The 21,466-nt window shown below is 53.7% G+C and carries 19 protein-coding genes; 12 read left to right on the top strand and 7 right to left on the bottom strand.

Annotated elements, in window-relative coordinates; all coding sequences use genetic code 11:
* Window positions 1-417 precede the first annotated feature (417 nt).
* The gene (locus E2H98_RS10110; RefSeq protein ID WP_133589608.1) at window positions 418-1,668 is read left to right on the top strand and encodes an alpha-amylase C-terminal beta-sheet domain-containing protein; all 1,251 of its coding nucleotides are present in this window, start codon (window positions 418-420) and stop codon (window positions 1,666-1,668) included.
* Window positions 1,669-1,835: 167 nt separating this feature from the next.
* Here the strand turns inward: E2H98_RS10110 and E2H98_RS10115 are convergent, their stop codons facing one another.
* Window positions 1,836-2,678 (bottom strand): DUF817 domain-containing protein, encoded by an 843-nt coding sequence (locus tag E2H98_RS10115; RefSeq protein ID WP_133589606.1) that lies wholly within the window; start codon window positions 2,676-2,678, stop codon window positions 1,836-1,838.
* Between the two features lie 239 nt (window positions 2,679-2,917).
* Here E2H98_RS10115 and E2H98_RS10120 point away from each other — a divergent pair, with 239 nt between their 5' ends.
* Both E2H98_RS10120 and E2H98_RS10125 read left to right on the top strand, forming a co-directional pair.
* Window positions 2,918-4,543, top strand: coding sequence for a lytic polysaccharide monooxygenase (locus tag E2H98_RS10120; RefSeq protein ID WP_133589605.1), 1,626 nt, complete (start codon window positions 2,918-2,920; stop codon window positions 4,541-4,543).
* Window positions 4,544-4,746: 203 nt separating this feature from the next.
* The gene (locus tag E2H98_RS10125; RefSeq protein WP_133589603.1) at window positions 4,747-6,624 is read left to right on the top strand and encodes a vWA domain-containing protein; all 1,878 of its coding nucleotides are present in this window, start codon (window positions 4,747-4,749) and stop codon (window positions 6,622-6,624) included.
* 261 nt (window positions 6,625-6,885) lie between these two features.
* On the opposite strand, the gene E2H98_RS10130 is transcribed toward E2H98_RS10125, so the two are convergent.
* Window positions 6,886-7,806, bottom strand: a complete 921-nt coding sequence (locus E2H98_RS10130; RefSeq protein ID WP_133589601.1) for a hypothetical protein — start codon at window positions 7,804-7,806, stop codon at window positions 6,886-6,888.
* A 189-nt stretch (window positions 7,807-7,995) separates the two neighbouring features.
* Between E2H98_RS10130 and E2H98_RS10135 the strand changes: the two genes are divergently transcribed.
* Window positions 7,996-8,820 (top strand): hypothetical protein, encoded by an 825-nt coding sequence (locus E2H98_RS10135; protein ID WP_133589599.1) that lies wholly within the window; start codon window positions 7,996-7,998, stop codon window positions 8,818-8,820.
* 170 nt (window positions 8,821-8,990) lie between these two features.
* Here the strand turns inward: E2H98_RS10135 and E2H98_RS10140 are convergent, their stop codons facing one another.
* The 4 genes from E2H98_RS10140 to E2H98_RS10155 form a co-directional block, all read right to left on the bottom strand.
* Window positions 8,991-10,154 carry a hypothetical protein gene (locus E2H98_RS10140; RefSeq protein ID WP_133589597.1) on the bottom strand — a complete coding sequence of 388 codons (1,164 nt, stop codon included), beginning with the start codon at window positions 10,152-10,154 and terminating at the stop codon, window positions 8,991-8,993.
* A 293-nt stretch (window positions 10,155-10,447) separates the two neighbouring features.
* Window positions 10,448-11,257: a hypothetical protein gene (locus E2H98_RS10145; RefSeq protein ID WP_133589595.1), complete on the bottom strand. Its 810-nt coding sequence runs from the start codon at window positions 11,255-11,257 to the stop codon at window positions 10,448-10,450.
* A gap of 6 nt (window positions 11,258-11,263) precedes the next feature.
* A complete protein-coding gene (locus E2H98_RS10150; RefSeq protein ID WP_133589593.1) occupies window positions 11,264-11,821 on the bottom strand; it encodes an STM3941 family protein in 558 nt (185 codons plus the stop codon).
* 27 nt (window positions 11,822-11,848) lie between these two features.
* Window positions 11,849-12,466, bottom strand: coding sequence for a carbonic anhydrase (locus E2H98_RS10155; protein ID WP_133589591.1), 618 nt, complete (start codon window positions 12,464-12,466; stop codon window positions 11,849-11,851).
* Here E2H98_RS10155 and E2H98_RS10160 point away from each other — a divergent pair.
* The 7 genes from E2H98_RS10160 to E2H98_RS10190 all read left to right on the top strand — a co-directional run bounded on the left by E2H98_RS10160 (window position 12,465) and on the right by E2H98_RS10190 (window position 19,128).
* Window positions 12,465-12,827, top strand: coding sequence for an antibiotic biosynthesis monooxygenase family protein (locus tag E2H98_RS10160; RefSeq protein ID WP_133589589.1), 363 nt, complete (start codon window positions 12,465-12,467; stop codon window positions 12,825-12,827). The two genes, E2H98_RS10155 and E2H98_RS10160, sit on opposite strands and share 2 nt — an antisense overlap.
* Complete coding sequence (gene aroE, locus E2H98_RS10165; RefSeq protein WP_133589587.1) at window positions 12,808-13,614, top strand: shikimate dehydrogenase; 807 nt, start codon at window positions 12,808-12,810, stop codon at window positions 13,612-13,614. The genes E2H98_RS10160 and aroE overlap by 20 nt, the downstream gene beginning before the upstream one ends.
* Complete coding sequence (locus E2H98_RS10170; protein WP_133589585.1) at window positions 13,615-14,052, top strand: hypothetical protein; 438 nt, start codon at window positions 13,615-13,617, stop codon at window positions 14,050-14,052. It abuts the gene before it with no gap.
* 40 nt (window positions 14,053-14,092) lie between these two features.
* Window positions 14,093-16,126, top strand: a complete 2,034-nt coding sequence (locus tag E2H98_RS10175; protein ID WP_133589583.1) for a M3 family metallopeptidase — start codon at window positions 14,093-14,095, stop codon at window positions 16,124-16,126.
* Window positions 16,123-16,695 carry a HutD/Ves family protein gene (locus E2H98_RS10180; RefSeq protein ID WP_133589581.1) on the top strand — a complete coding sequence of 191 codons (573 nt, stop codon included), beginning with the start codon at window positions 16,123-16,125 and terminating at the stop codon, window positions 16,693-16,695. The genes E2H98_RS10175 and E2H98_RS10180 overlap by 4 nt, the downstream gene beginning before the upstream one ends.
* A gap of 54 nt (window positions 16,696-16,749) precedes the next feature.
* Entirely contained in the window at window positions 16,750-18,303 is a 1,554-nt protein-coding gene (locus E2H98_RS10185; RefSeq protein ID WP_133589579.1) for an FGGY-family carbohydrate kinase, read from the top strand.
* A gap of 198 nt (window positions 18,304-18,501) precedes the next feature.
* Complete coding sequence (locus E2H98_RS10190; RefSeq protein WP_133589577.1) at window positions 18,502-19,128, top strand: hypothetical protein; 627 nt, start codon at window positions 18,502-18,504, stop codon at window positions 19,126-19,128.
* Window positions 19,129-19,186: 58 nt separating this feature from the next.
* Here the strand turns inward: E2H98_RS10190 and E2H98_RS10195 are convergent, their stop codons facing one another.
* Entirely contained in the window at window positions 19,187-19,747 is a 561-nt protein-coding gene (locus tag E2H98_RS10195) for an outer membrane beta-barrel protein (protein WP_133589575.1), read from the bottom strand.
* 313 nt (window positions 19,748-20,060) lie between these two features.
* Between E2H98_RS10195 and rimO the strand changes: the two genes are divergently transcribed.
* The gene (rimO, locus tag E2H98_RS10200) at window positions 20,061-21,383 is read left to right on the top strand and encodes a 30S ribosomal protein S12 methylthiotransferase RimO (protein WP_133589573.1); all 1,323 of its coding nucleotides are present in this window, start codon (window positions 20,061-20,063) and stop codon (window positions 21,381-21,383) included.
* Window positions 21,384-21,466 lie beyond the last annotated feature (83 nt).

Raw genomic sequence — 21,466 nt, forward strand, 5'->3', positions numbered from 1 at the left:
GCGCTGTGATGTGTAAATGAAGAATAGTCTGTCATTCCCGCGTAGGCGGGAATCCAGTTTCCCATAAATGTACTGGATACCCGCCTGCGCGGGTATGACGATAACGAATTTATAAATCGGATTTTGCGTTGCGTTGTCTCCATTGGGCAATTCAGGCCACTTCGGTGGCCTTCTTTTTCCAGCGCATGCGCGGCGTGCGTTGAAAAAAGAAGTAGCCGTAACACGGTTTCATGAAGAAACCGTCCCTCCCGAGCGTAATCGCGAATCGCCAAACGCGATCATTTCATCCATGGCGGTCATGGCCGCCTGCAGTCAATCCGGAGTCGTGATAACCGGATAGCGTCGCCGTCGGTTCGCGGCGTGCGCTGCCATGAAAGCAGTTGGTCGAACCATCCTAAAAATGATCGGAGGGTTTTCATGAAAGGTATCAAGCAACTGGGTATTAGCGTCAGTGTTGCGCTCAGCGTGGCACTGCTTAGCTCTGCGTACGCCGCAACGGAGCAAAACAAATCGAGCAGCGCCATCCTGATGCAGGGTTTCCATTGGAATTCGGCAAACGGCAATTGGTATGGCACCTTGCAAGGCAAAGCCAGCGACATGAAAAATCTAGGCATTACCCATGTCTGGTTTCCACCGCCATCAGATGCCGCGTCACGTGAAGGATACTTGCCAAGGCAGTTGAATGTATTGAACTCCAGTTACGGCAACGAAACGGCGCTAAGAAACGCCATCAGTGCGCTGAATGGCCAAGGGATCAAATCGGTCGTCGATGTCGTGATAAACCACCGCGTTGGCACCAACAACTGGGCCGACTTCACCAACCCGACTTGGGATTGCCGCGCGGTCGTCAATAACGATGAATGGAGTGGTCGTTGTGGTAATGGCGATACCGGTGACGGTTACAATGCTGCCCGCGACCTGGACCACACTCAGGGCTTTCTGCAAAACGATCTGAAAACCTGGTTGTCGTCGCGGCTTAAAGGCGTTGGCTTCAGCGGCATCCGTTACGACTACTCGAAAGGCTACAGCTCGTACTACGCCGGCGTTTATCACGATGCGATGAACCCGAATTTCTGCGTCGGCGAAATCTGGACCAATCTGGATTACAACAATGTCGATGCCCATCGCCAGTTGTTGATGAACTATGTTGATGGCAATAACGGCAAATGTGGCGCGTTTGATTTCACCACCAAAGGTTTATTGAATCAGGCATTGAACGCCGGCGACTATTGGCGTTTACGCGCCTACGATGGTAAACCCGCTGGCGGTATTGGTTGGTGGGCGCAAAAAATGGTGACCTTTGTTGATAATCACGACACCGGTCCATCGGAAAGCTGCAGCGCGGGTCAAAACCACTGGCCGGTGCCTTGCGGAAAAGTCATGCAAGGTTATGCTTACATCCTTACCCATCCCGGCATTCCTACCGTTTACTATCCGCATGTCTACAACTGGAATCTGCGTGGTGCGATCAAGCCGTTGATAGATATCCGTAAGGAAAAAGGTATTACCTCGACGGCTTCCGTTTCCATTCAGAAAGCCGAATATGGTTTGTATTCGGCGATCATCAACGGCAATACGGCGATGAAGATTGGCTGGAAAGATTGGAGTCCCGGTGCGGGCTGGACGCTGAGAACGTACGGTGACCAATACGCGGTGTGGACGAAGTAAAATCAAAAGGCGGCCGTTGGGGCCGCCTTTTTCTTCTCATAAATGTCCGAATGAACTCGGACCTACCAATCGCTAAATTGTAGGTGCGAATTTACTCGCACATTTTCACACCGCCGGTTTGTCCGGATGAATCCGAACCTACAAAGAACACGAATCCATCCGCACTTTCATTCCGGCACATGAATCCTTGCCTTGATGTGTTTCAAATGCGCGACAATGGTAAAGGTCATAATCACCAGTAGCGACCACGAGCTCCATTTGCCGACATGCACGACCGACCAGGCGCCCAGCTGATTCGGATACTGCCAGATACCAAAAAAGGTATTGATGTTCTCGGCGAGCCAGATAAAAAAGCCAATCAGCACAAACGACAACAACAACGGCATGCGTCGCGTTTTATTCAACGGCCGGAACAACACAGTTGCCCGCGCATATAGCCCGAGCGCTGCCGCGGCGATATACCAACGATAGTCGCCTATAAAATGATGGGTAAAGAAGTTCGCGTAGATCAGTAGCGCCACCAATGTCGCCATCCAATATGGCGGGTGATGAATAATCCGCACATCCAACAAGCGCCAGGCTTGAATGACATAGCTGCCAACAGCGGCGTACATAAAGCCGGAGAACAGCGGCACACCGAGTATTTTCGTGTAAGCAAAGTCCGGATAAGCCCAGGATTTAATACCGCTGGACACCTTGAACGCTTCCAACGCAAAACCAACAACATGAAACAAGCAGATCGCTTTCAGCTCGTCTTTGGTTTCAAGACCGGTCCACAGCATCCAGGCTTGAATCGCGAGAGCGATCAGTAGCAGCAAGTCGTAACGCGGAATGGCGAATAAGCCTTCGCGAGGTACGACAAACACCGCCGGAAAAAACAAACCGGCAAACACACAGGCGCGGGCTTCCTTCAATCCAAACCAGCAGAGCTCCTCAATAAAACGCGCGGTGGCTGATTGGGCAAGAGGAGGTCGGGCTTTCAGTAACCATTGGTCGAGGTGTTGCAGCATGCGAACGGCTTGGCAGGGGTTTTCGGTATTTCATCACGCCTTCCAAGGCGAAGAAAGGCCAAATGCCTCAAACCGGTGCTAACTATCTCAGATGCTCGCTGTGCACAAACCGCCAAAAGGTCTAGACGCTAGTCGGACCTGCGTGAATCGTCTATTTACCGGTATGAAAAGCCCAAGTTTGTTTCGTCACAACGGCCTACCGTCTGCGGTTTCGATTCGGTCGCAAATGGAGGCGATAGATGATTCGCAAACAAGGCTTGTTAATCGCTGGGCTGCTGGCAATGCTTTGGCCGGCATTGCCGGTGCAGGCGCATGGCTACACCCATCAACCATTGGCCAGACAACAATTCTGTGCGCGCGACGGCGGTTACTGGTGGCCGCAAGATGGCTCCGGTATTCCGAATGCCGCGTGTCGTGCGGCGTTTTTGGAATCGGGCACGTTTCAATTTGTGCAGAACATCGAGTATTCAGCCAACGTTGCCAATTACAACAGCATGGAGGCCGTTAAAGCGGTGGTGGCAGACCAAACGCTGTGCGCAGCCGGCGACAATGCCAAGCGCGGCATGAATATCGCGCACGCTGCCTGGCAGCGCACGGTGGTCACGCCTGACAACAATCGTCGTATTGAAGTGCTGTTCTATGCCTCGACACCGCATAACCCAAGCTTCTGGGAATTCTATTTATCCAAGCCGGGCTTTGACGCGGCCACCCAGCGTTTGCGCTGGGCCGATCTGGATCGCATCGCCAGCTTCGGCAATACCGGCACGGTTAATGTCGGTGGCCGTAACATGTATCGCTTTGAAGTGCCGCTGCCAGCCGGCCGTAGTGGCGATGCCGTGTTGTTCACGCGCTGGCAACGGCAAGACGCTGGCGGTGAAGGCTTTTACAACTGCAGCGATATTCGCATTGCCGCCAGCGGCGGTGAAACCTGGTTTGATGGTGGCGAATACATTCGCAGCGGCACCGTCGCTACCGTTGGCGATGAAATCTGGTTCCGCGTGTTCGACAACAACGGCGATGAAAAAGTGTTTGAGAAATTGCCGGTCACGGCGAGCAACCAAAACCTGAATCAATGGGCGGCGGAGCTCGCCACGCGTGTCAACACCAATCACGCATCGATTGTGCGTATCGGCGTGCGGCAAAGCAGCGGTCAAATTTCGTTTGATGGCAATAACATCGCCGCCAATCGCGTTTGGCTCGCCAGCGAAAGCGATAGCAGCGAGCTCGATGTCAAGAAACCACAAGGCAACTTGCCGCCGCAGGTTTCATTGCAAGCGCTGTATAGCGTCGCCGCCGGTAATTCACTGACGATTACACCAAGCGCCAGCGATCCAGAAGGTCAGCCGCTCAGCTACGAATGGCTGCTACCAAATGGTTTAAGCAGCAATAACACCACCAGCGCTAACTTGGTTTTGAATCCCGCGTCGCCAACTCAAACCACCGAATACAGCGTGACCTTGCGCGTTAGTGACGGTGTCCATACCAGCAGTGCGCAAACCACTGTGCGTGTCATTGTCGAAGACGGCTATCCGAGCGAGTGCCCGTCGCGCAGTCAGCTATCGAATGGCTGCCGCATCAGCAACCTGAATATGCACGTCAACGCCGGCTCGAACTGGATCATGCTTTGGTTGCCGGCCGGTGCCCGCAACCTGCAGATTCAAACCAGCGGCGGCAGCGGCAATGTCGATCTGTACTTGTCTTCCGTGAATTGGCCAACGCCGTCGAGCTATCAGTGGCGCTCCAACAATGCTGGTAACGCCGAAAGCTTAAGCCTCGCGACACCCGAAGGCGGCCGTTGGTACTACCTGAACCTGCTGGCCGTGGCGCCTTATGCTGGCGTTAGTGTGCAAGCCAGTTGGCAGTAGGCTTTTTATGTCATCCCCGCGAAAGCGGGGATCCAGCATAACGAAACTGGATTCCCGCCTGCGCGGGAATGACCAAGAGGTTTACTCCCTGATGGATTAAGCCATACAAAATTATTTTTGTCGGATTCTTTGCCCCTGTCCGTCTACTACCGGCAAGCGATGCGTTCGCGATAAGCCGAAATCGTCAGACAGGAGCAAAGATCATGAAACCGACTACCCTACCCGCCCGTACCGCACTGGCCAGCGCCTTGTTGAGCGCACTGTTATTGAGCGCTTGCCACACCACCGGCAACGGTGAAGCCGACAAGCAAACCGCCGAGCAGCAAACGGCCGAACCACAAAAAAACCCCGCCAACGCCGTTGAATTCGAGCGCCTGCCGGAAACCAGTTGGATGGTCGATGAGCCGGTCGCCGAAGACAAAGCTGAGCGTATTGAAGTGACCGGCTCGCATGTGCGTGGACGCGACAATCCCCAGAAAACACGAGAAATACTGGCGGCGGAGCGCCGCGCCGAAGCGGCACAGCAAAGCGTCGCCGCGCCCGCGCCGTTAAGCATGACCGCTCCCGCCGCCAGAATGGCGCCGCCGTACTATGCCCCTCCACCACCGGAACAAAACCGCGAAAACTACCTGCATGCTGGCGACAACCCAGTCAAAGCCGTAGCGCAAGAACCGGTTTCCACGTTTGCGCTCGATGTCGATACCGGCGCCTACAGCAACGTTCGCCGTTACCTGCGCCAGGGCGATCTACCGCCGAAAGATGCCGTGCGAGTTGAAGAACTGATCAATTACTTTGAATACCAGGATGCGCCCGCCGAACGCGGTCATCCGTTCGCCTTGCAAACCGAACTTTCCGTGTCGCCATGGCAGCCGGAAAACTACCTGCTGCGCGTACGCATCAAAGCCACGGATATGCAAGTGGGGGCCCTGCCTCCGGTGAACCTGGTGTTTCTCGTCGATGTGTCCGGTTCAATGCAAGATCAAGACAAACTGCCGCTGGTGCAAAGCAGCCTGCGTGCACTGGTCAATGAACTGCGTCCGCAAGACACGATCTCGTTGGTCGTTTACGCCGGCCGCACGCAAGTGGAATTGCCCGCCACCAGCGGCAAAAACAAAGCCGAGATTCTTGCCGCTATCGATCGCTTAACGGCAGGCGGTTCCACCGCAGGCGGCGCTGCGATAGAGCTCGCTTACGCACAAGCGATGAGCGCGTTCAAACCAAACGGCATCAATCGGATACTGCTGGCCACCGACGGCGACTTCAACGTCGGCATCACTGATATCAAACAACTGAAAACCATGGTCGAACAAAAGCGCGAATCCGGCATCACGCTGACCACGCTCGGTTTCGGCCAAGGCAACTACAACGACGCGCTGATGGAGCAAATCGCCGATGTCGGTAACGGCAACTACGCCTACATCGATTCCGCCGATGAAGCCCGCAAGGTGCTGATCACCGAAATGAGTTCGACATTCGCTGTCGTCGCCAAAGACGCGAAAATCCAAATCGAATTCAATCCGGGCGTTATCGCCGAATACCGTTTGATCGGCTACGAAAACCGTATGCTCAACGAAGCCGACTTCAACAACGACAAAATCGACGCCGGCGATGTCGGTGCCGGCAAATCGGTAACGGCGTTATACGAACTGACACCGGTCGGTGCCAGCCGCCTGATCGAGCCACGCCGTTATCAAGGCAACGAGGTAAAAGCCACCAAAGAAGTGAAGACCGAAGAACTCGCCTTCCTGCGTGTACGCTACAAACCCAGCGCCAACGCCGCCAGCGTGTTATTGGAAAAGCCCATCCTGCAACGCGAGCTGAAAAAAGATCTGAACGCCACCAGCGCCGACTTCCGCTTCAGCGTCGCCGTTGCCGGATTCGGTCAACTGCTACGTGGCGGTAGCTACACTCGCCAATGGCAAATGAACGACAGCATCGCGCTGGCCAAAGCCGCCAAAGGTCAGGATAACCACGGCTACCGCGCCGAGTTTATCCGCCTGGCCGAAATCGCCGGTGGTTTGCTGCCGCAGCGGCCGGTGATGGAGATCAATCGGGAGGTTAGTGCGGTGAGCGCTGAATAGCATCAATTAGAAGCATCAGAGAAACCCGTTTTGCGATGCAGCGAAACGGGTTTCTCCTTTTTGAGTTCAACGCAGGTGCTGGTTGGGTGAGAGGTCGGTTGGCGCTGAGCCAGCGAAGCCCAACGCCACTTTTCATGATAGAGTTGCGCTTATCGCATAAGTTCACGATTGAACTCGTTGGGCTTCGTGCCTCTGCCCAACCTGCCGCGCTCAATTAGCTCGCTTCGTGGTAGCGAAGCGGGTTTGACGCTTAAGGCAAGCCTATCGATCATCGCAAATACGGTCTATGTCTGAATGAATTTTTGCGGAAATATCCATCAGTTTTTTCGATGTTAGAATAGAGGGCAGGCCAACTTCATTTCTCTTCTGACTAGCGATCAGTAAAGTTTTATCTACCTCAGATAAAAGAGAGTCACGAACACGTCTCTCGATAAAGAATGGATTGACATCGCCGCTTGATAGCCAAGTCTTATTGATAAAAAAATTGGAAACTTCATATCCGTTCTCTAATTCCCCGTCGGAAAATATGAGCTGTGCTCTATCTGCGTTATCGTAAATTACAGTCCATTTGAAGTAATTCTGGATTGACGTTTCTCGATCCATTACGACTTGCTGGCAAAAAGTCGATTCCGCACATTGTCGATAAAAATTCCCCAGTCTTTGGCTTGCCACGTTAAGTCCAAAATTAAACATGTTTTCATAGTGAAAGGAAATTTTTTGAAACAGCTCTCGATACTCATTGGTACGCTCTTGTTGTCCCTCGACGGCCCATAAGTCAGGAGTGAGTCTCTTGGCAATCTCAAAGTGAGCATATGGGTCGCCATTTTTTGCCAGCTGATAAAGTGGCTCCATTGAGTATGCCCTGTATGAAATCATATGATTTTCGTCAAAAACCAAACCCTTTCCTCCGTCAACCGGAAAATCCGACAATCGATCAGAAAGTTTTTTCTTAAGATCTTCAAGGAGCAAAAGCTGATCAATCTCTTCACTCTCTTTGCAATAGGGACTCTGCCTCTGGCCTTTCACATTTGTAGAGGTATTTTCGTTTTCTTGGCTAACTGGCGTTAATCGAGCTGTTTCGCCTCCACCTCGCATTGCTTCTCTGCTGAAAAGCAGGAATATACATAACAAAAGCAAACTGAGAATCAGCGCTGGAACAATAACTCTGCCAGTTGCTCTCACGTCAGTAACTCCTTTACATGATCAAGGTTATTCAACTCATGCAGTGAACAAGCATTTTGATGAGGCTAAAGATTTGCTCACAGAAAGAGACGGAATACTATCTTTGCTTAAAGGCCTTGACAACAAAAAAAAAAGCACGAGTAGAGTCGTCGGCGCCAAAAAACTTGGCCGCCTTTAAGGAGACAATAAATGAGGAAGGTTATAGGATGTTTGCTTTCGGCAACAATTTTGTCGTGGACTTCCGACGCTTATTCGGCTGATGTTCTAGCGTGTGATGGGTGCGATGCTTATGCAATGCAAGAGGTTGCACTAACCGCCGCACCGACGATTAATCGAACTTCATCAAATGACGTACATGTCGTGGACCCTACCACCGCAATGGTAAGACGTTATACGGTAGTTAAAGAGGTTGAGCCTGGCTTGGTTTCAATGTACCTGATTGAAACCAGCCCAAGCTCATCTGTTATTTCAGCTGCATATGATTTGCATTGGAAGCGCCAGCAACTAGATGCGGCCAAATCTAATGTAATCGTCCCGGAGGGTGCCATTACAGGATTGAACTCTGCATATGACCTTCGTGGGAACACCGCGCTTCAGCGTGATCTGGGAGCTTGGGTTGCGAATGGCTTACCATGGTATTCATACTTATCGGCTTACGCGAATTCGTGGGGTCACATGATAACCGGAGGTCAGATTAATTATCACTTGTTTGTGGTTTTTAAAGATGGCTCCTCATGTACCGTTGCCGTGACCGGGAAAAATGGATCAACACTGATATTCGGGGTTGTTCCCGGAACGCTCGTCGACTCAGAGGGACACACTATCCGTGAATCACAAGCCGCACATGAAGGAGCGAGAGAGATATTTGTAAGCTTTGAAAACTTAGGTCGCTGGTTGCGTAATGCTAATAGCTTAGGTGTATTTATTATCGAGCAAGATAGCGACGGGAACGTTGTTGAATGTCATCCGGAAGAGAATCGAATGGTTTGTAAGCTGAAAAAGCAGTCGAGTTAAATATTAGAAAGAGGGCGCTTTACAGCGCCTTCTTTCCATAAGTTCTTGTTAAAGAGAGGCAATTTGCATCAAACTCTTTAATGCTCCCCCTGTCGAGAAACCGGAGCTAGATTGTAGAAGTCCAGGCCAGCACGCGTAGGGCGCAATGAATTGCGCCGAATGATCTCTTATTATTGCAATCCAAGCTCGGTCCGTAATGCACTCTGTTGCTGGCATAGGTTTTCAGCTGAATCGATTGCTTGACTTTCAAACGTCAGCATCAACTTCTGGTCCTTAGCTTCCGATTCGATTGCCGAATGCTGCTTTTTCAACCGAACAAATTCAGAATCAGAACGCTCTACTGCACCCTGCTGACAGAACGTCTCCACGTCCTTCAACCAACGACCCAATTCAAACGAGACGCTGGCAATGGTTTCCTGGCCTGGTTGATATTCGGTCCTGGTTTCACTTTTAAATGAGCGACCATAATAACCGTCGGCAAGCGCTTGGCGGTCCAGTGTTGGTGCCACGCGATCGGCAGCCGGCGTCGAGGTGGCGGCGTGAGCCGCTTGCCGTTCGCGCCGCTCAGTTTCCGCTTTGATGCGTGAGCCAGTCACTTCAATTCGCTCAGCTTCTTTTTCTTCATTTAGCGCCAGTTGTTCAGCGGCTTGCTTGTCACTTTCGTCAGGTACAAAACCCTCCAGCGGTAATACCGGTGCTTTGAAATTCTCGGCAGGGTTGATCACTTCGGCAACACTGGGTACTGGCGCATCCGGAGCGGAGCGATCGAACTCCAATGGATCGAGCTGGACTTCCAACTCCGGCTTTGCCGGTTTGCCTTCTTCGTCAACGCTTAGCGCGCTGTCGGCAACCATTGGTGCTGGCGAGGTCGCTCTGGCGGCTGGCGCTTCTTCTGGCGCGCGTTGCAATTCGATGGTTGGTTGGCTTGGCGGTGGTGGTAGCGCGACCGGTAAGGGTTGCTGCTGCGGTACCGGCACCAGATAAAAAACAAAACTGACCATAACGACGGCAGCGACGGTGCCTGTTGCGTAGCGATGTTCACCAATCCATGAGCTGAGTGATGCCAACCAGGATTTCGGCTGCTCGGCTTTTTGCGCGTTGGCAGCGTGTTCCAAGCGCCACTGCGCTACGTCGAGAAACAAGCTGTAGCAGGAAGGGCAATCGCGCAGGTGTTGCTTCCAGGCATTGAGCTCGGTTTCGCTGGCTTGATGATCAACCAATTGCGCGAACTGTTCGCTGCTGAGGTGTGCACCGGAGTCGGCGGGCATCTGGCTTAGCGCCAGCGCCAATTGCGCACGTTGCCGGTCGCTTAAGTGAAATTCGGTTTTGCTCATGACGCTCTATGCTCGCTTACCATTATCCGCATTAGACGGACAGATGACGCTGATCTGGCGGGGGAAAAGTGTGTTGTTTTCAAAATTGCACCTGCGTGGCTAAGAGCCCCCTCTCCCCAACCCCATTGATGAGCACCATCCTTGGTGCTCACCCTTCGGGCAGCTTCGCCGTCCAAATGTTTTCCCGAACCATTTGTCCCGCCGGGGCGAGGGGCTACTTTCGTGCATCTTGGGCTTTAAGCTATCAACTGGGTTTCTGGGCCAAATGCTTGGAGAAAAACATTGTGTGAAGTTCATTCCGCAAACCCCGCCTTGGTTAAATCCTTGCGCCATTGTTCCAGGCAGGCTTTGATTTTTCTTCGGGCGGAATGTTCCGGCAGGTTTAGTATCGTTGCTGCTTTGGCGATGCTTAAGTCGTCCTGGAATACCATTTTCATCAATAGCGCTGTGTCAGCATCAAGGGCTTGTCGTAACGTAGTTGTCAGTTCGACCGATAGTTGGCCGTTGCCGAGTTGCCATGAGCCACTTGCGGTGAATACGTGCTGCAAGGCGCTCAGCATGTGTTGCTGCTGTTGTTCCTGCAGGTTCTGTTCTGGCGACAGTGTTTGTTCGTCTTCGATATCAAGCTCTGCTGCCTCGCTGCTGGCGGCGGAAAGCGATTCGAATTTCACTTGCGCGCCGCAATCGGGGATCTTGGCCTGTATCGTGCGAGCGATTTGTTCAATCTGTTGTGCATTATGTGACTCGCTCGCCAATTGTTCTGCGACGGTTTGTCGGGCTTGGCGCTCACAGCACAACTTCTTGTAAACAAGTTGCCATATCCGACCCAGCGACTGCACCCAAACTGGTGCCCGACATTTACCAAAACGGGCGACGGCAAAATCTTCCAGCAGATGACGGAAGACAACGACTAGAAACGTGCCGGGACTGGAACGTTGCTGAAAGCTTTGCAGTTTGGCCCATTCATTTTCCTGCAATTTACCGAGCGCTTGTTCGAACGCCTGATCGGCCAATTGCCGATCAGGAAAGCGACGGCGCGCCAGCTTTTCCAGACGCGTGATCCATTGCTGCTTTGGGTCAAACAGAAAGCGCTGCCAATCCATTTAGATTCAGGCCACTACCGCTTGGCTTTCTTGGTTGCTGTTCTCTCGATAGTGCTGGAAACCCTGTTGTAACAAGTTCAACACATCTTCGTAATCGGCCTGCAACGTCCCAGCTGAAATCGCGGCCGGCGAACCGCAGAGATTCAAATTGGCCTCGTGGATTTTGCGTTTCAAACCAGAGTACTTAATCAGATATTGTTCAGGATCGTGAAGTTTCAACACGACAAAGCTTTGACCCGCAGCAGAGAACTCTTCAATCGACTCGACATCTTGCCAAGGAATGCGACCGAGGCTGACGCCACTGGACGCGTCGATTACGCCGGTCGCGTCAATACGCAGGCCAGCACTTTTGTCCTGTAGCTTGCTGAAAATGACAAACGAGCCAACGCCGGACAACACCATCACGATCATCGCAATGAAATTGACCAGCGCTGGTGGCAACAACGGAAACACCCGTGGCGCCACGTTAAGCCCCATCAACGCGGCGGAAAGGCCGGTCAACGCCAGCGTTGCGTATAGCATCGTGTTCAACTTATTTTTGCTAATCGGAATAAACACGTTCATCTCGTTCACCCTCCGTTGTTGTTCTTTTTACGACAAGGCTTTGATGCCGGCTAGACGCACATCCAGCGCTTTGACCAAACCGTTGCTCAGCGAATAAATCAAACCATGAATGGTCAGTTGCTGGCCATTGCTCCAGGCTCGCTGGACGATGCGGGTGTGAGCGACGTTGCGGGCTTGCGCTTCGACATTCAGTTCGCAGAGCCGGCGCAGGCGTTCGTCGCGGTCGACAATGGCGTTCAATTCATCGGCGTGCTGGCGGCACACATAACGCACTGGTTCGAGCCAATGATCGACCAAGCCCGGTGCATTGCCTTCGTAAGCGGCGATTACGCCGCCGCAACCATAATGTCCGGTAACAATAATATGTTTAACTTTCAGTACTTCGACGGCGTATTGCAATACCGCCAGGCAGTTGAAGTCCGTTAAACTGACGACGTTGGCAACGTTGCGGTGGACAAACACTTCGCCCGGTGCCAGACCCATGATCTGGTTGGCCGGTACGCGTGAATCGGAGCAACCAATCCACAGGTATTCCGGTGTCTGCTGCTGGCACAGATTCTGGAAAAACGCCGGATCTTCCTTGGTCACTTTTTCAGCCCAGCGTTTATTGTTCTCAAACAACTGTTGCAGGACGTGTTCAGGCATGCCAATTACCTCTAAGCAAAATGAGGCTGGATCTTACCTTAACCCCGCCGATCTGGTCGGGGCCTATGCGGTCATTTTCCTGTCGAAACGCACAGAAATTGACGCAGGTTATGGTCAGGCCGCCGATCGGATGGTCGAGCTGGCCGCCCAGCAGCCGGGCTATATCGGCGTGCGCTCAGTGCGCGAACCGGGCGGGCTGGGCGTGACCATTTCCTACTGGCGCTCTGAGGCCGATATCAAGGCCTGGCGACAACACCTCGAACACGCGGCGACGCGCGAAACCGGGCGCAAGCAGTGGTATCAGTATTACGAATTGCAGGTCTGCAAAATCGAGCGTGCCTATGACTTCGGCCTCGATTAAGCGCTGCGCCGTCATCGGCCAGCCGATTGCCCATTCGAAAAGCCCCAGTTTGCACAAGGCCTTCGCGGCTCAATTCGATTTGCCGCTCGATTATCAAAAGCAGGCGCTGAGTGCCGATGAGTTCGCGCTGTGGTTGCGGTCGTTTTTCGCGCAAGGCGGCACCGGTGTCAACGTCACCTTGCCGTATAAAGCTGCTGCATTGCAGTTTGCCGACAACGCTTCTGAGCGCGCCAAGCTTGCTGGCGCCGCCAATACGCTTGGCCGGGATGAAAACGGACGCATTTGGGCCGATAACACCGATGGCATTGGACTGGTTCGCGATTTGCAGCGGCTCGGCGTGTCATTGCAACAGCGGCCGGTGCTGCTGCTTGGTGCTGGCGGTGCGGCGCGCGGCGTGATTCCGGCGCTGCTGACAGCGCGTGTGGCCAGCGTGCAATTACTGAACCGCACCCGCGAGCGAGCGCTTGAGATCGTTGAAGCGTTGGCCGATACGCGAGTACAGCTCGCCAGCGAGACTTGGCCAGGCAATGTCTTGTTACTGAGCTCAGTGGCCGACGGCGTTGCCGATTTGCTGACGGCGGTGCCAACAGACACGGTGCAAATCGCCTATGATCTGAACTATGGTGCGCGTGCCGAATCCTTTGTACAGGCGATGCGTCAACGCGGCGTAGAACAAGTGTTTACTGGCCGCGGCATGCTGATCGAACAAGCTGCCGAAAGTTTCCGGCTCTGGCATGGTTTGATGCCGGATACCGCGCCGTTACATCAACTGGAGGAATTACCGTAAATGTGGTTTTGGTGGCTGCTGGCCAGCGCAACAACAATGCCTTCCGGGGCCAATGATATCGCTGCTATTTATGGTGATTGGCGCGTGACGGCGCCGCTGGCGGTAGTGAGCGATTCGCCGCTATCTGGCGGTGAAATTGAATCCTGGATTGGCGCCAGCGTGCATTACAGTGCGGAGCGCGTGCAGTTTGGTCGCGAGCAATGCCAGCGAGCGTTGTTTGACAGTTACACTGAAACCAATGGCAATTTCTTCGAGTTGTTCCAGATTCATTTCGATGACCTGAAAATCAAAGGCAACGAGACGCTGGCCGTTGACATCAATTGCCTGGAGGCCGATGTCGATTTTATCGCTGGCAACACGGTGCTGGTTGTCGATCAAAACCATCTGGCCGCTGTTGTTGACGGGGTGTGGTTTGAATTAACCCGTCAGCGCCCTTAAACACCAAGCTATCCTCCTTTTTACTACAGAAGTGAATTCAATGAGCGCCCTACCGCAGTTCTCCACTATCGACGTTGAAAAAATTATCCCGGAATTGAATGAAATTCTCGAACGCAACCGTGCGCATCTGGCCAGTGTGCTGGCCAGCAAGCCGCAGCGCTGGGCTACATTGATTGACCCGCTGGAGAAAAGCGAAAACGAGTTGCACAAATGGTGGTCGCGGATTTCCCATTTGCATTCAGTCAAAGACAGTCCGGCACTGCGCGAAGCCTACAACGCCGCGCTGCCGCTGCTGACCGAGTACAGCACCGAAATCGAACAGAATGAAGACTTATACCAAGCGTATTGCGCGGTGCGCGATCACGATGAAAGCCTGAGCTCGGCGCAGCGTCATATCGTTACTGAAGCGATACGCGATTTTGAGCTGAGCGGCATTGCGTTACCGGCCGACAAGAAGAAAGTCTACGCCGATATTCAACAACGCTTATCGGATTTGGGCGCCAAGTTTGAACAGAATTTACTTGATGCGACGATGGCCTGGTATCTGCATTATCCGGATAGCAAACCGCTGCAAGGTCTGCCACCAACAGCGTTGGAAAATGCCCAAGCCGCAGCGAAAGCGCATCAGTTGGAAGGTTATGTCATCACGCTTGATGGCCCAAGCTTTATCGCGGTGATGACCTACGCTGACGATCGCAATCTGCGTGAACAGGTGTATCGCGCTTACGTTACCCGCGCATCGGAGCAACAAGCCGATCATCCGGAATGGGATAACACCGGCATCATCAATGAAACGCTGCAATGGCGTCAGCGTCTGGCCGAGTTGCTCGGCTTTCCGCATTTTGCCGCGTTGTCATTGGCCAGCAAGATGGCGCCGGATGTGGAAACCGTCGAAGCGTTTTTGCTCGATCTCGCCAATAAAGCCAAACCGCAGGCCGAGAATGAATTGCAGGAAGTGCGCGATTTCGCCGCCAAACAATTCAATGTCAAGGATCTCGAAGCCTGGGATATCGCTTATTACAGCGAAAAGCTGCGTCAGGCCAATTACCAATTGAGCGACGAAGATGTGCGGCCGTATTTCCCGGAAAGCAAAGTGCTCGATGGTTTGTTCGCGATTAGCGAAAAGCTGTTCGGCATTCGCTTTGCAGAACACAATGATGTTGATCGCTGGCATGACAGCGTACGGTTTTTTGACGTGCAGGATGAAAGCGGCCAGGTGCTGGCGCATTTCTATGTGGATTTGCATGCACGCCGGCACAAGCGCGGTGGTGCCTGGATGGACGATGCCCAAGGGCGCTTGAAGATTGCAACGGGCGAGCGGCAAAAACCGATTGCGTTTCTGACCTGTAATTTTTCCGGCCCCACCGATTCACGCCCTGCGCTGTTTACTCATGATGATGTGGTGACCTTGTTCCATGAATTTGGTCATGGCTTGCATCATATGTTGAGCGAAGTTGACCACCTGGCCGCGACCGGTATTCACGGTGTTGAATGGGACGCTGTCGAGCTGCCTTCGCAGTTCATGGAAAATTTCTGCTGGGATCCGGAAGCACTGAAAAAACTTAGCGGTCATTACAAAACCGGCGAGCCGTTGCCGGATGATTTGATCGAGAAAATGCTGGCCGCCAAACATTTCCAAAGTGCGATGCAGATGGTGCGTCAGTTGGAGTTTTCGCTGTTTGATTTACGCCTGCATGCGCAAGCCTTGCCGGTAAAGCCGGCCGGCACTATGCCGGCTTTTATGGACGTATTAAACGCGGTGCGCGCCGAAGTTTCCGTGATCAAACCACCGGCATTCAATCGTTTCGCGCACGGCTTTTCTCATATTTTCGCCGGCGGCTATGCGGCCGGCTATTACAGCTACAAATGGGCTGAGGTGTTGTCGGCTGACGCGTTCAGTCGCTTTGAAGAAGATGGCTTGTTCAACGAAAACACTGGACGGGCATTCCGCAAGGAAATTCTCGCCGTCGGCGGTTCCCGTCCGGCGATGCAAAGCTTTATCGCGTTCCGTGGTCGTGAGCCGGAAACTGAGCCGTTACTGCGCCATAACGGCATTGAAGTGGCCGCGGCATGAGTTGGCAAGTCGTCGGGGCAGAACATTGGCAAACGCAACCGTGGAAGAACGGCGGCGGTGTTACCCACGAAATTCTGCGCGAAATGGCCAACGATCATTTCGGCTGGCGTTTGTCGCTGGCCGAAATCAATAGCGATGGACCGTTCAGTTCATTTCCCGATATCGACCGGGTGATCACGCTGGTTGAGGGTAATGGTTTTACCCTGAACATCGGTCAACAGATCGTGACACTGAGTAAGCGTGGTGAGTTTCATCCCTTCGCGGGTGAGGCAACAACGAGTTGTCGCTTGTCGAACGGCCCGGTACGCGATTTGAATTTGATGTGTCATCGCCAGTATTTCCGTGCCGAGGTGCAATGCCACAGCCATCAGCATACGCGGTTGGATATGGCCAGCGCGGATCGGCATCTGGTTTTTGTGTTGGCTGGCGCTATTCAGTTGCAGCGCGCCGATGGCGATTGCACGCTGCGCAATCTGCAAACGGCATTGAGCAACGACGGCGAGGCTTACGGCGTGCGCTCGCTGGAGCCCGGCAGCCAGTGGTTGCAGATGGCGTTATTTCGCAAATAGCGGTCGCTGCCGCTGCGCTATGATGCGCGCAAGCTGTCTGGCGGAAAAACAACAATGAATAAGGATTTGCTGCTGACCATTGATGTCGGCACCCAGAGTGCGCGCGCGATGCTGTTCGATGCGCATGGGCGCCTGCTCGGCAAAGGCAGTCAGGCGCTGCACTATCAACGCCCGAGCAGCGAGCGGGTCGAAGCCGACCCGGAGATGTTCTGGCAGGCGATTGTGCACAGTTGTCAGCGGCTTTGGGCGCAACATGGCGATTGCCGTGAACGGGTGGCCGCCGTTTCGCTGACGACGCAGCGTGCGACGGTTATCGCGCTCGATGAAAACTATCAGCCGGTGTACCCGGCGATTTTGTGGATGGACAAACGCCGCTTGCCGAAATCGGCGTTGCCGCGATTAAGCTTGTGGTGGGAAGCGGCGTTCCGGCTCGCGGGCGTCACCGACACCATTCGTGGTTTTCAGGCTGAATGCGAAATCGCCTGGCTGCAGGCGCAGGAGCCGGAAGCCTTTCGGCGCATTCGCCACTATGGCTTGCTGTCGAGTTACTTAAGTTTCCGTCTGACCGGCGCCTGGCAGGATTCGTTGGCGGCGCAGGTCGGTTATCTGCCGTTCGATTTCAAGCAGCAGCACTGGGCTAACGAGCGCAGCTGGCAGTGGCAAGCCTGTCCGCTAGCGTCGGAATGGCTGCCGACGCTGGTCAAGCCGGGCGAATTGCAGGGCAGCTTGTCGAATCGCGCCAGTGAAGAACTGGGTCTGCCGATTGGCTTGCCGTTGGCCGCCTCCGGTGCCGACAAGGCTTGCGAAGTGCTGGGCTCTGGCTGCCTGACGCCGGAACGGGCCTGTCTTTCATACGGCACAACGGCCACCGTCAACCTGTCGTTGCCACGCCATATTCATCCACTGCCGTTTCTGCCCTCGTATCCGGCCGCAGCCCGTGATTACTTCAATGCCGAATACCAGATTTATCGTGGCTACTGGCTGGTGTCGTGGTTCAAACATGAATTCGGCCATCCGGAGCAGCAGCGAGCGATTGAACAGGGCGGTGTGCCGGAGCAGTTTTTTGATGCGCTGATTGAGCAAATCCCACCCGGTGCTGAAGGCTTGATCCTGCAACCGTACTGGAGCCCCGGCGTTCGTGAGCCGGGCCCGGAGGCGCGCGGCGCCGTTATCGGTTGGGCCGACCACCATACCCGCGCGCATTTGTACCGGGCGATTCTGGAAGGCATCGCTTACGGTTTGCGTCAGGGTTTGGATACGCTGCAAAAGCGCGCGCATGAGAAAGTGATTGCGCTGCGAATTTCTGGTGGCGGCTCACAGTCAGACGTGGCGATGCAGCTGACCGCTGATATTTTCAATCGTCCGGCCGAGCGCCTGCGTGAATACGAAACTTCCGGTCTTGGTGCCGCCATTAACGCCGCTGTGCACCTCGGTTGGCAGCGCGATTACCCGGCCGCCATCGCGGCGATGTGTCATGTCGGCCAAGTGTTCGAGCCGCGCCCATCAGCCGTTGAGCGCTACGAGCAATTGTATCGGCGTGTATACCTGCCGCTGTATAAACAACTGAAGCCGCTCTATCAATCGCTGGCGGAAATTGCTGATCGCTGACGCAGCTCGTCTGGTTTTTTAAGATCTCCGTCGGCTCGCGGACCGTTGTCATGTGAAGCAATGCACAAAATGATCTGACCTGGTTCACAAGGTGACATTCTGCGCGGCAAAGCCTGACAAAATTTGTGAGCCGCGCACGTATTGCAAAGCCGCATTCGCCGTACATTGAACTCCTGCGAATTTTTTACAGGACTTCAGATGATGTGGCGCGCACTACTGATCACGTTGCTGGCCCTGCCGTTGGTCGCCGAAGCTGGTAAACAATGTGGTAATGACCAGCAACTCGACCCACGCGTATTGATGGACAACTTCCTGAAACAGGAACTCGTTGGCCAGCGTCCGGAACAATTGATTAGCTGGGAAAATTTCAAGCCAGCCTATAAGGGCAGCGAGTACGTTTACCCGATTAACACGCCTAACTTAAGCGCTGACAGCATGACGGTGGTCAAGGCCTGGAAACTCGAGAAAATCGAGATGCGCGGTAACGAAGCCATTGCCCGCGTGGAAATGTTTACGCTGGCTGATGTCTGGCGTCCGAAAGGCACCGAGAATGACAAGTTTGGCCGTCGTGTCACGGAGATCGGCGAAACGTTTGTCGAAAAATATCGGATGCGCAAAGTAGACAATTGCTGGTATGTGATTGACCCACCAAAGCCGGTGATCAGCTTTGATACCGTGCTGACGTCGCTGGAATCGGATTTGAGCGAAATCAAGTCGTTGACCTGGGAAAACATCACCGACGAAGATCGCAAAGCGAAGTCGGTATTGGAGAAGGAAGTGTCGTTGTTGATTCGTTTGAAGAATCGTTATCTGGGTGGCGTGTAATAGAGGCTGGTTGAAATAAAAAAGGGCTGCATCGCAGCCCTTTTTGCTTTTCTAGATATTAGAAATTGATTTTTACGCCAGCGTAGATGCGCTCAAAATTATCTTCTTCCGAGTCGCCGTCAAACAAACCGATTTCGGCGTCATTGATGACTTCGTAACCCAGGGTGAACCAGCTGATTTCCATGCCAACGCCATATACCGGGACAGTGCTGGACTGGTTGTCATTTTCGCTGAAAAAGGTGTTGGAGAATTTTGTGTCTGCATCGGTACGGGTAAAGCCCAGCTTACCGGTAAATGCAAACAGATCACTCAGAGGCAAACGGCCAATGGCGGCAACGTCAATGCTCTTTACTTCGACGCTCAGTTGATCGCTACCATCGGCGGCTTTGAACTTGCCCGACGAGCCATAACCGAATTCGAACGCAAAGTTGTCGTTGAGCTCATATCCGTAGGCGAAACGATAGCCGTTGGGTTTATCGGTGCAGGAAGCGGCAACGTCACAGACGTCAGAAGCAAAATCGTTGTACGATTTTTGTGCTTCGGCTTTCAGATAAGAGTCAGCGAATACCGAAGAAGCGCCCAGCAACGCGATCGCGCCGACAACAAAAGATTTTTTCATTCCACAATTCCTTTTATTACAACCTTACCCGCTATTCGGGCGCGCGCACGGTAAATTGGCGCAGCTGAAAATAAAATGAATACCTAACGAAAATCGTTGCCAAACTTTTCTGACAGCGGCTGTAGAAATGGTCGTTGGTGCTCGGCAAGGGGTTTATAGGCTCGTTGAGTCATTAATCGGTAGGCTAAGTCAAAGCGTTAAGAATTGGCGAAAGCGTTGCCCCCGGACCTGATCAACAGGTAAAATTGCGCGAATTTTGACCACCCGCTTGTTTTATCCTGCCGCCTTCTCTGCGGTATCTCCGGAGTAATCGATGTCCCGTTCCACCCCTAAAGTGGGTTTCGTTTCGCTTGGCTGCCCAAAGGCGCTGGTCGATTCCGAACGCATTCTGACCCAGTTGAAAACCGAGGGTTACCAAATCGTACCGACGTATAACGATGCTGATGTCGTCGTCGTCAACACCTGCGGTTTTATCGACGCCGCCGAGCAGGAATCGCTGGATGCCATCGGCGAAGCGCTGCGCGAGAACGGCAAGGTTATCGTCACTGGTTGCCTTGGCGCCAAGGCCGAGAAGATTCTTGATGTCCATCCGAATGTGTTGAGTGTCACCGGCCCACAGGCTTACGAAGCGGTCATGGGCGCCGTGCACAATGTGTTGCCGCCTAAGCACGACCCATTCGTCGATCTGGTACCGCCGCAAGGCATCAAGCTGACGCCGAAGCATTACGCGTACCTGAAAATTTCTGAAGGCTGCAATCACCGCTGCGCGTTTTGCATCATTCCGTCGATGCGCGGCGATTTGGTCTCGCGGCCGATTGGCGATGTCATGACCGAGGCCGAAAATCTGGTTAAATCCGGCGTCAAGGAATTGCTGGTGATTTCCCAGGACACCAGTGCCTATGGCGTTGATACCAAATACCGCACTGGCTTCTGGAACGGCCGCCCGCTGAAAACCCGAATGAAAGAATTGTGCGAGGCACTCGGCGAACTCGGTGTCTGGACCCGCTTGCATTACGTTTATCCGTACCCGCATGTCAGCGACATCGTTCCGATGATGGCCGAAGGCAAAATCCTGCCTTACCTCGATATTCCGTTCCAGCACGGCAGCCCGAATGTGCTGAAGCTGATGAAGCGTCCGGCCCATGCCGAAAACACCCTGGCCCGGATCAAATCCTGGCGCGATGTCTGCCCGGACCTGGTGCTGCGTTCGACATTCATCGTCGGTTTTCCTGGCGAAACCGAAGACGATTTTCAAATCCTGCTCGACTGGCTCGAAGAAGCCCAGCTCGATCGCGTTGGCTGCTTCAAGTACTCGCCGGTCGAAGGCGCCACGGCCAATGAGCTGCCGAATCCGGTTGCTGAAGAAGTCAAGGAAGAGCGCTGGCAGCGCTTCATGGAAGTGGCCGCACGCATTTCGCGTGACAAGCTGCAAGCGAAAGTCGGCCGCACCCTTGAGGTCATCATTGATGAAGTCGATGACGAAGGCGCCATTGGCCGCAGCAAGGCCGATGCCCCGGAAATCGACGGCAAGGTCTTTGTCGACAGCAGTGATTTGAAGCCAGGCCAGATCGTCGAAGTCTTCGTGCACGAAGCCGACGATTACGACTTGTACGCGGCGCCGCTCGGCGCCGAGTAACCGGCTGGTCGATCAAACTTCAAGGCGCCGTTTCCGGCGCCTTTTTTGATTTTGCGCAATAATGGGCTTAGCTGAAGTTGGCA

Source organism: Permianibacter aggregans, from assembly GCF_009756665.1.
Classification (GTDB): Bacteria; Pseudomonadota; Gammaproteobacteria; order Enterobacterales; family Permianibacteraceae; genus Permianibacter; species Permianibacter aggregans.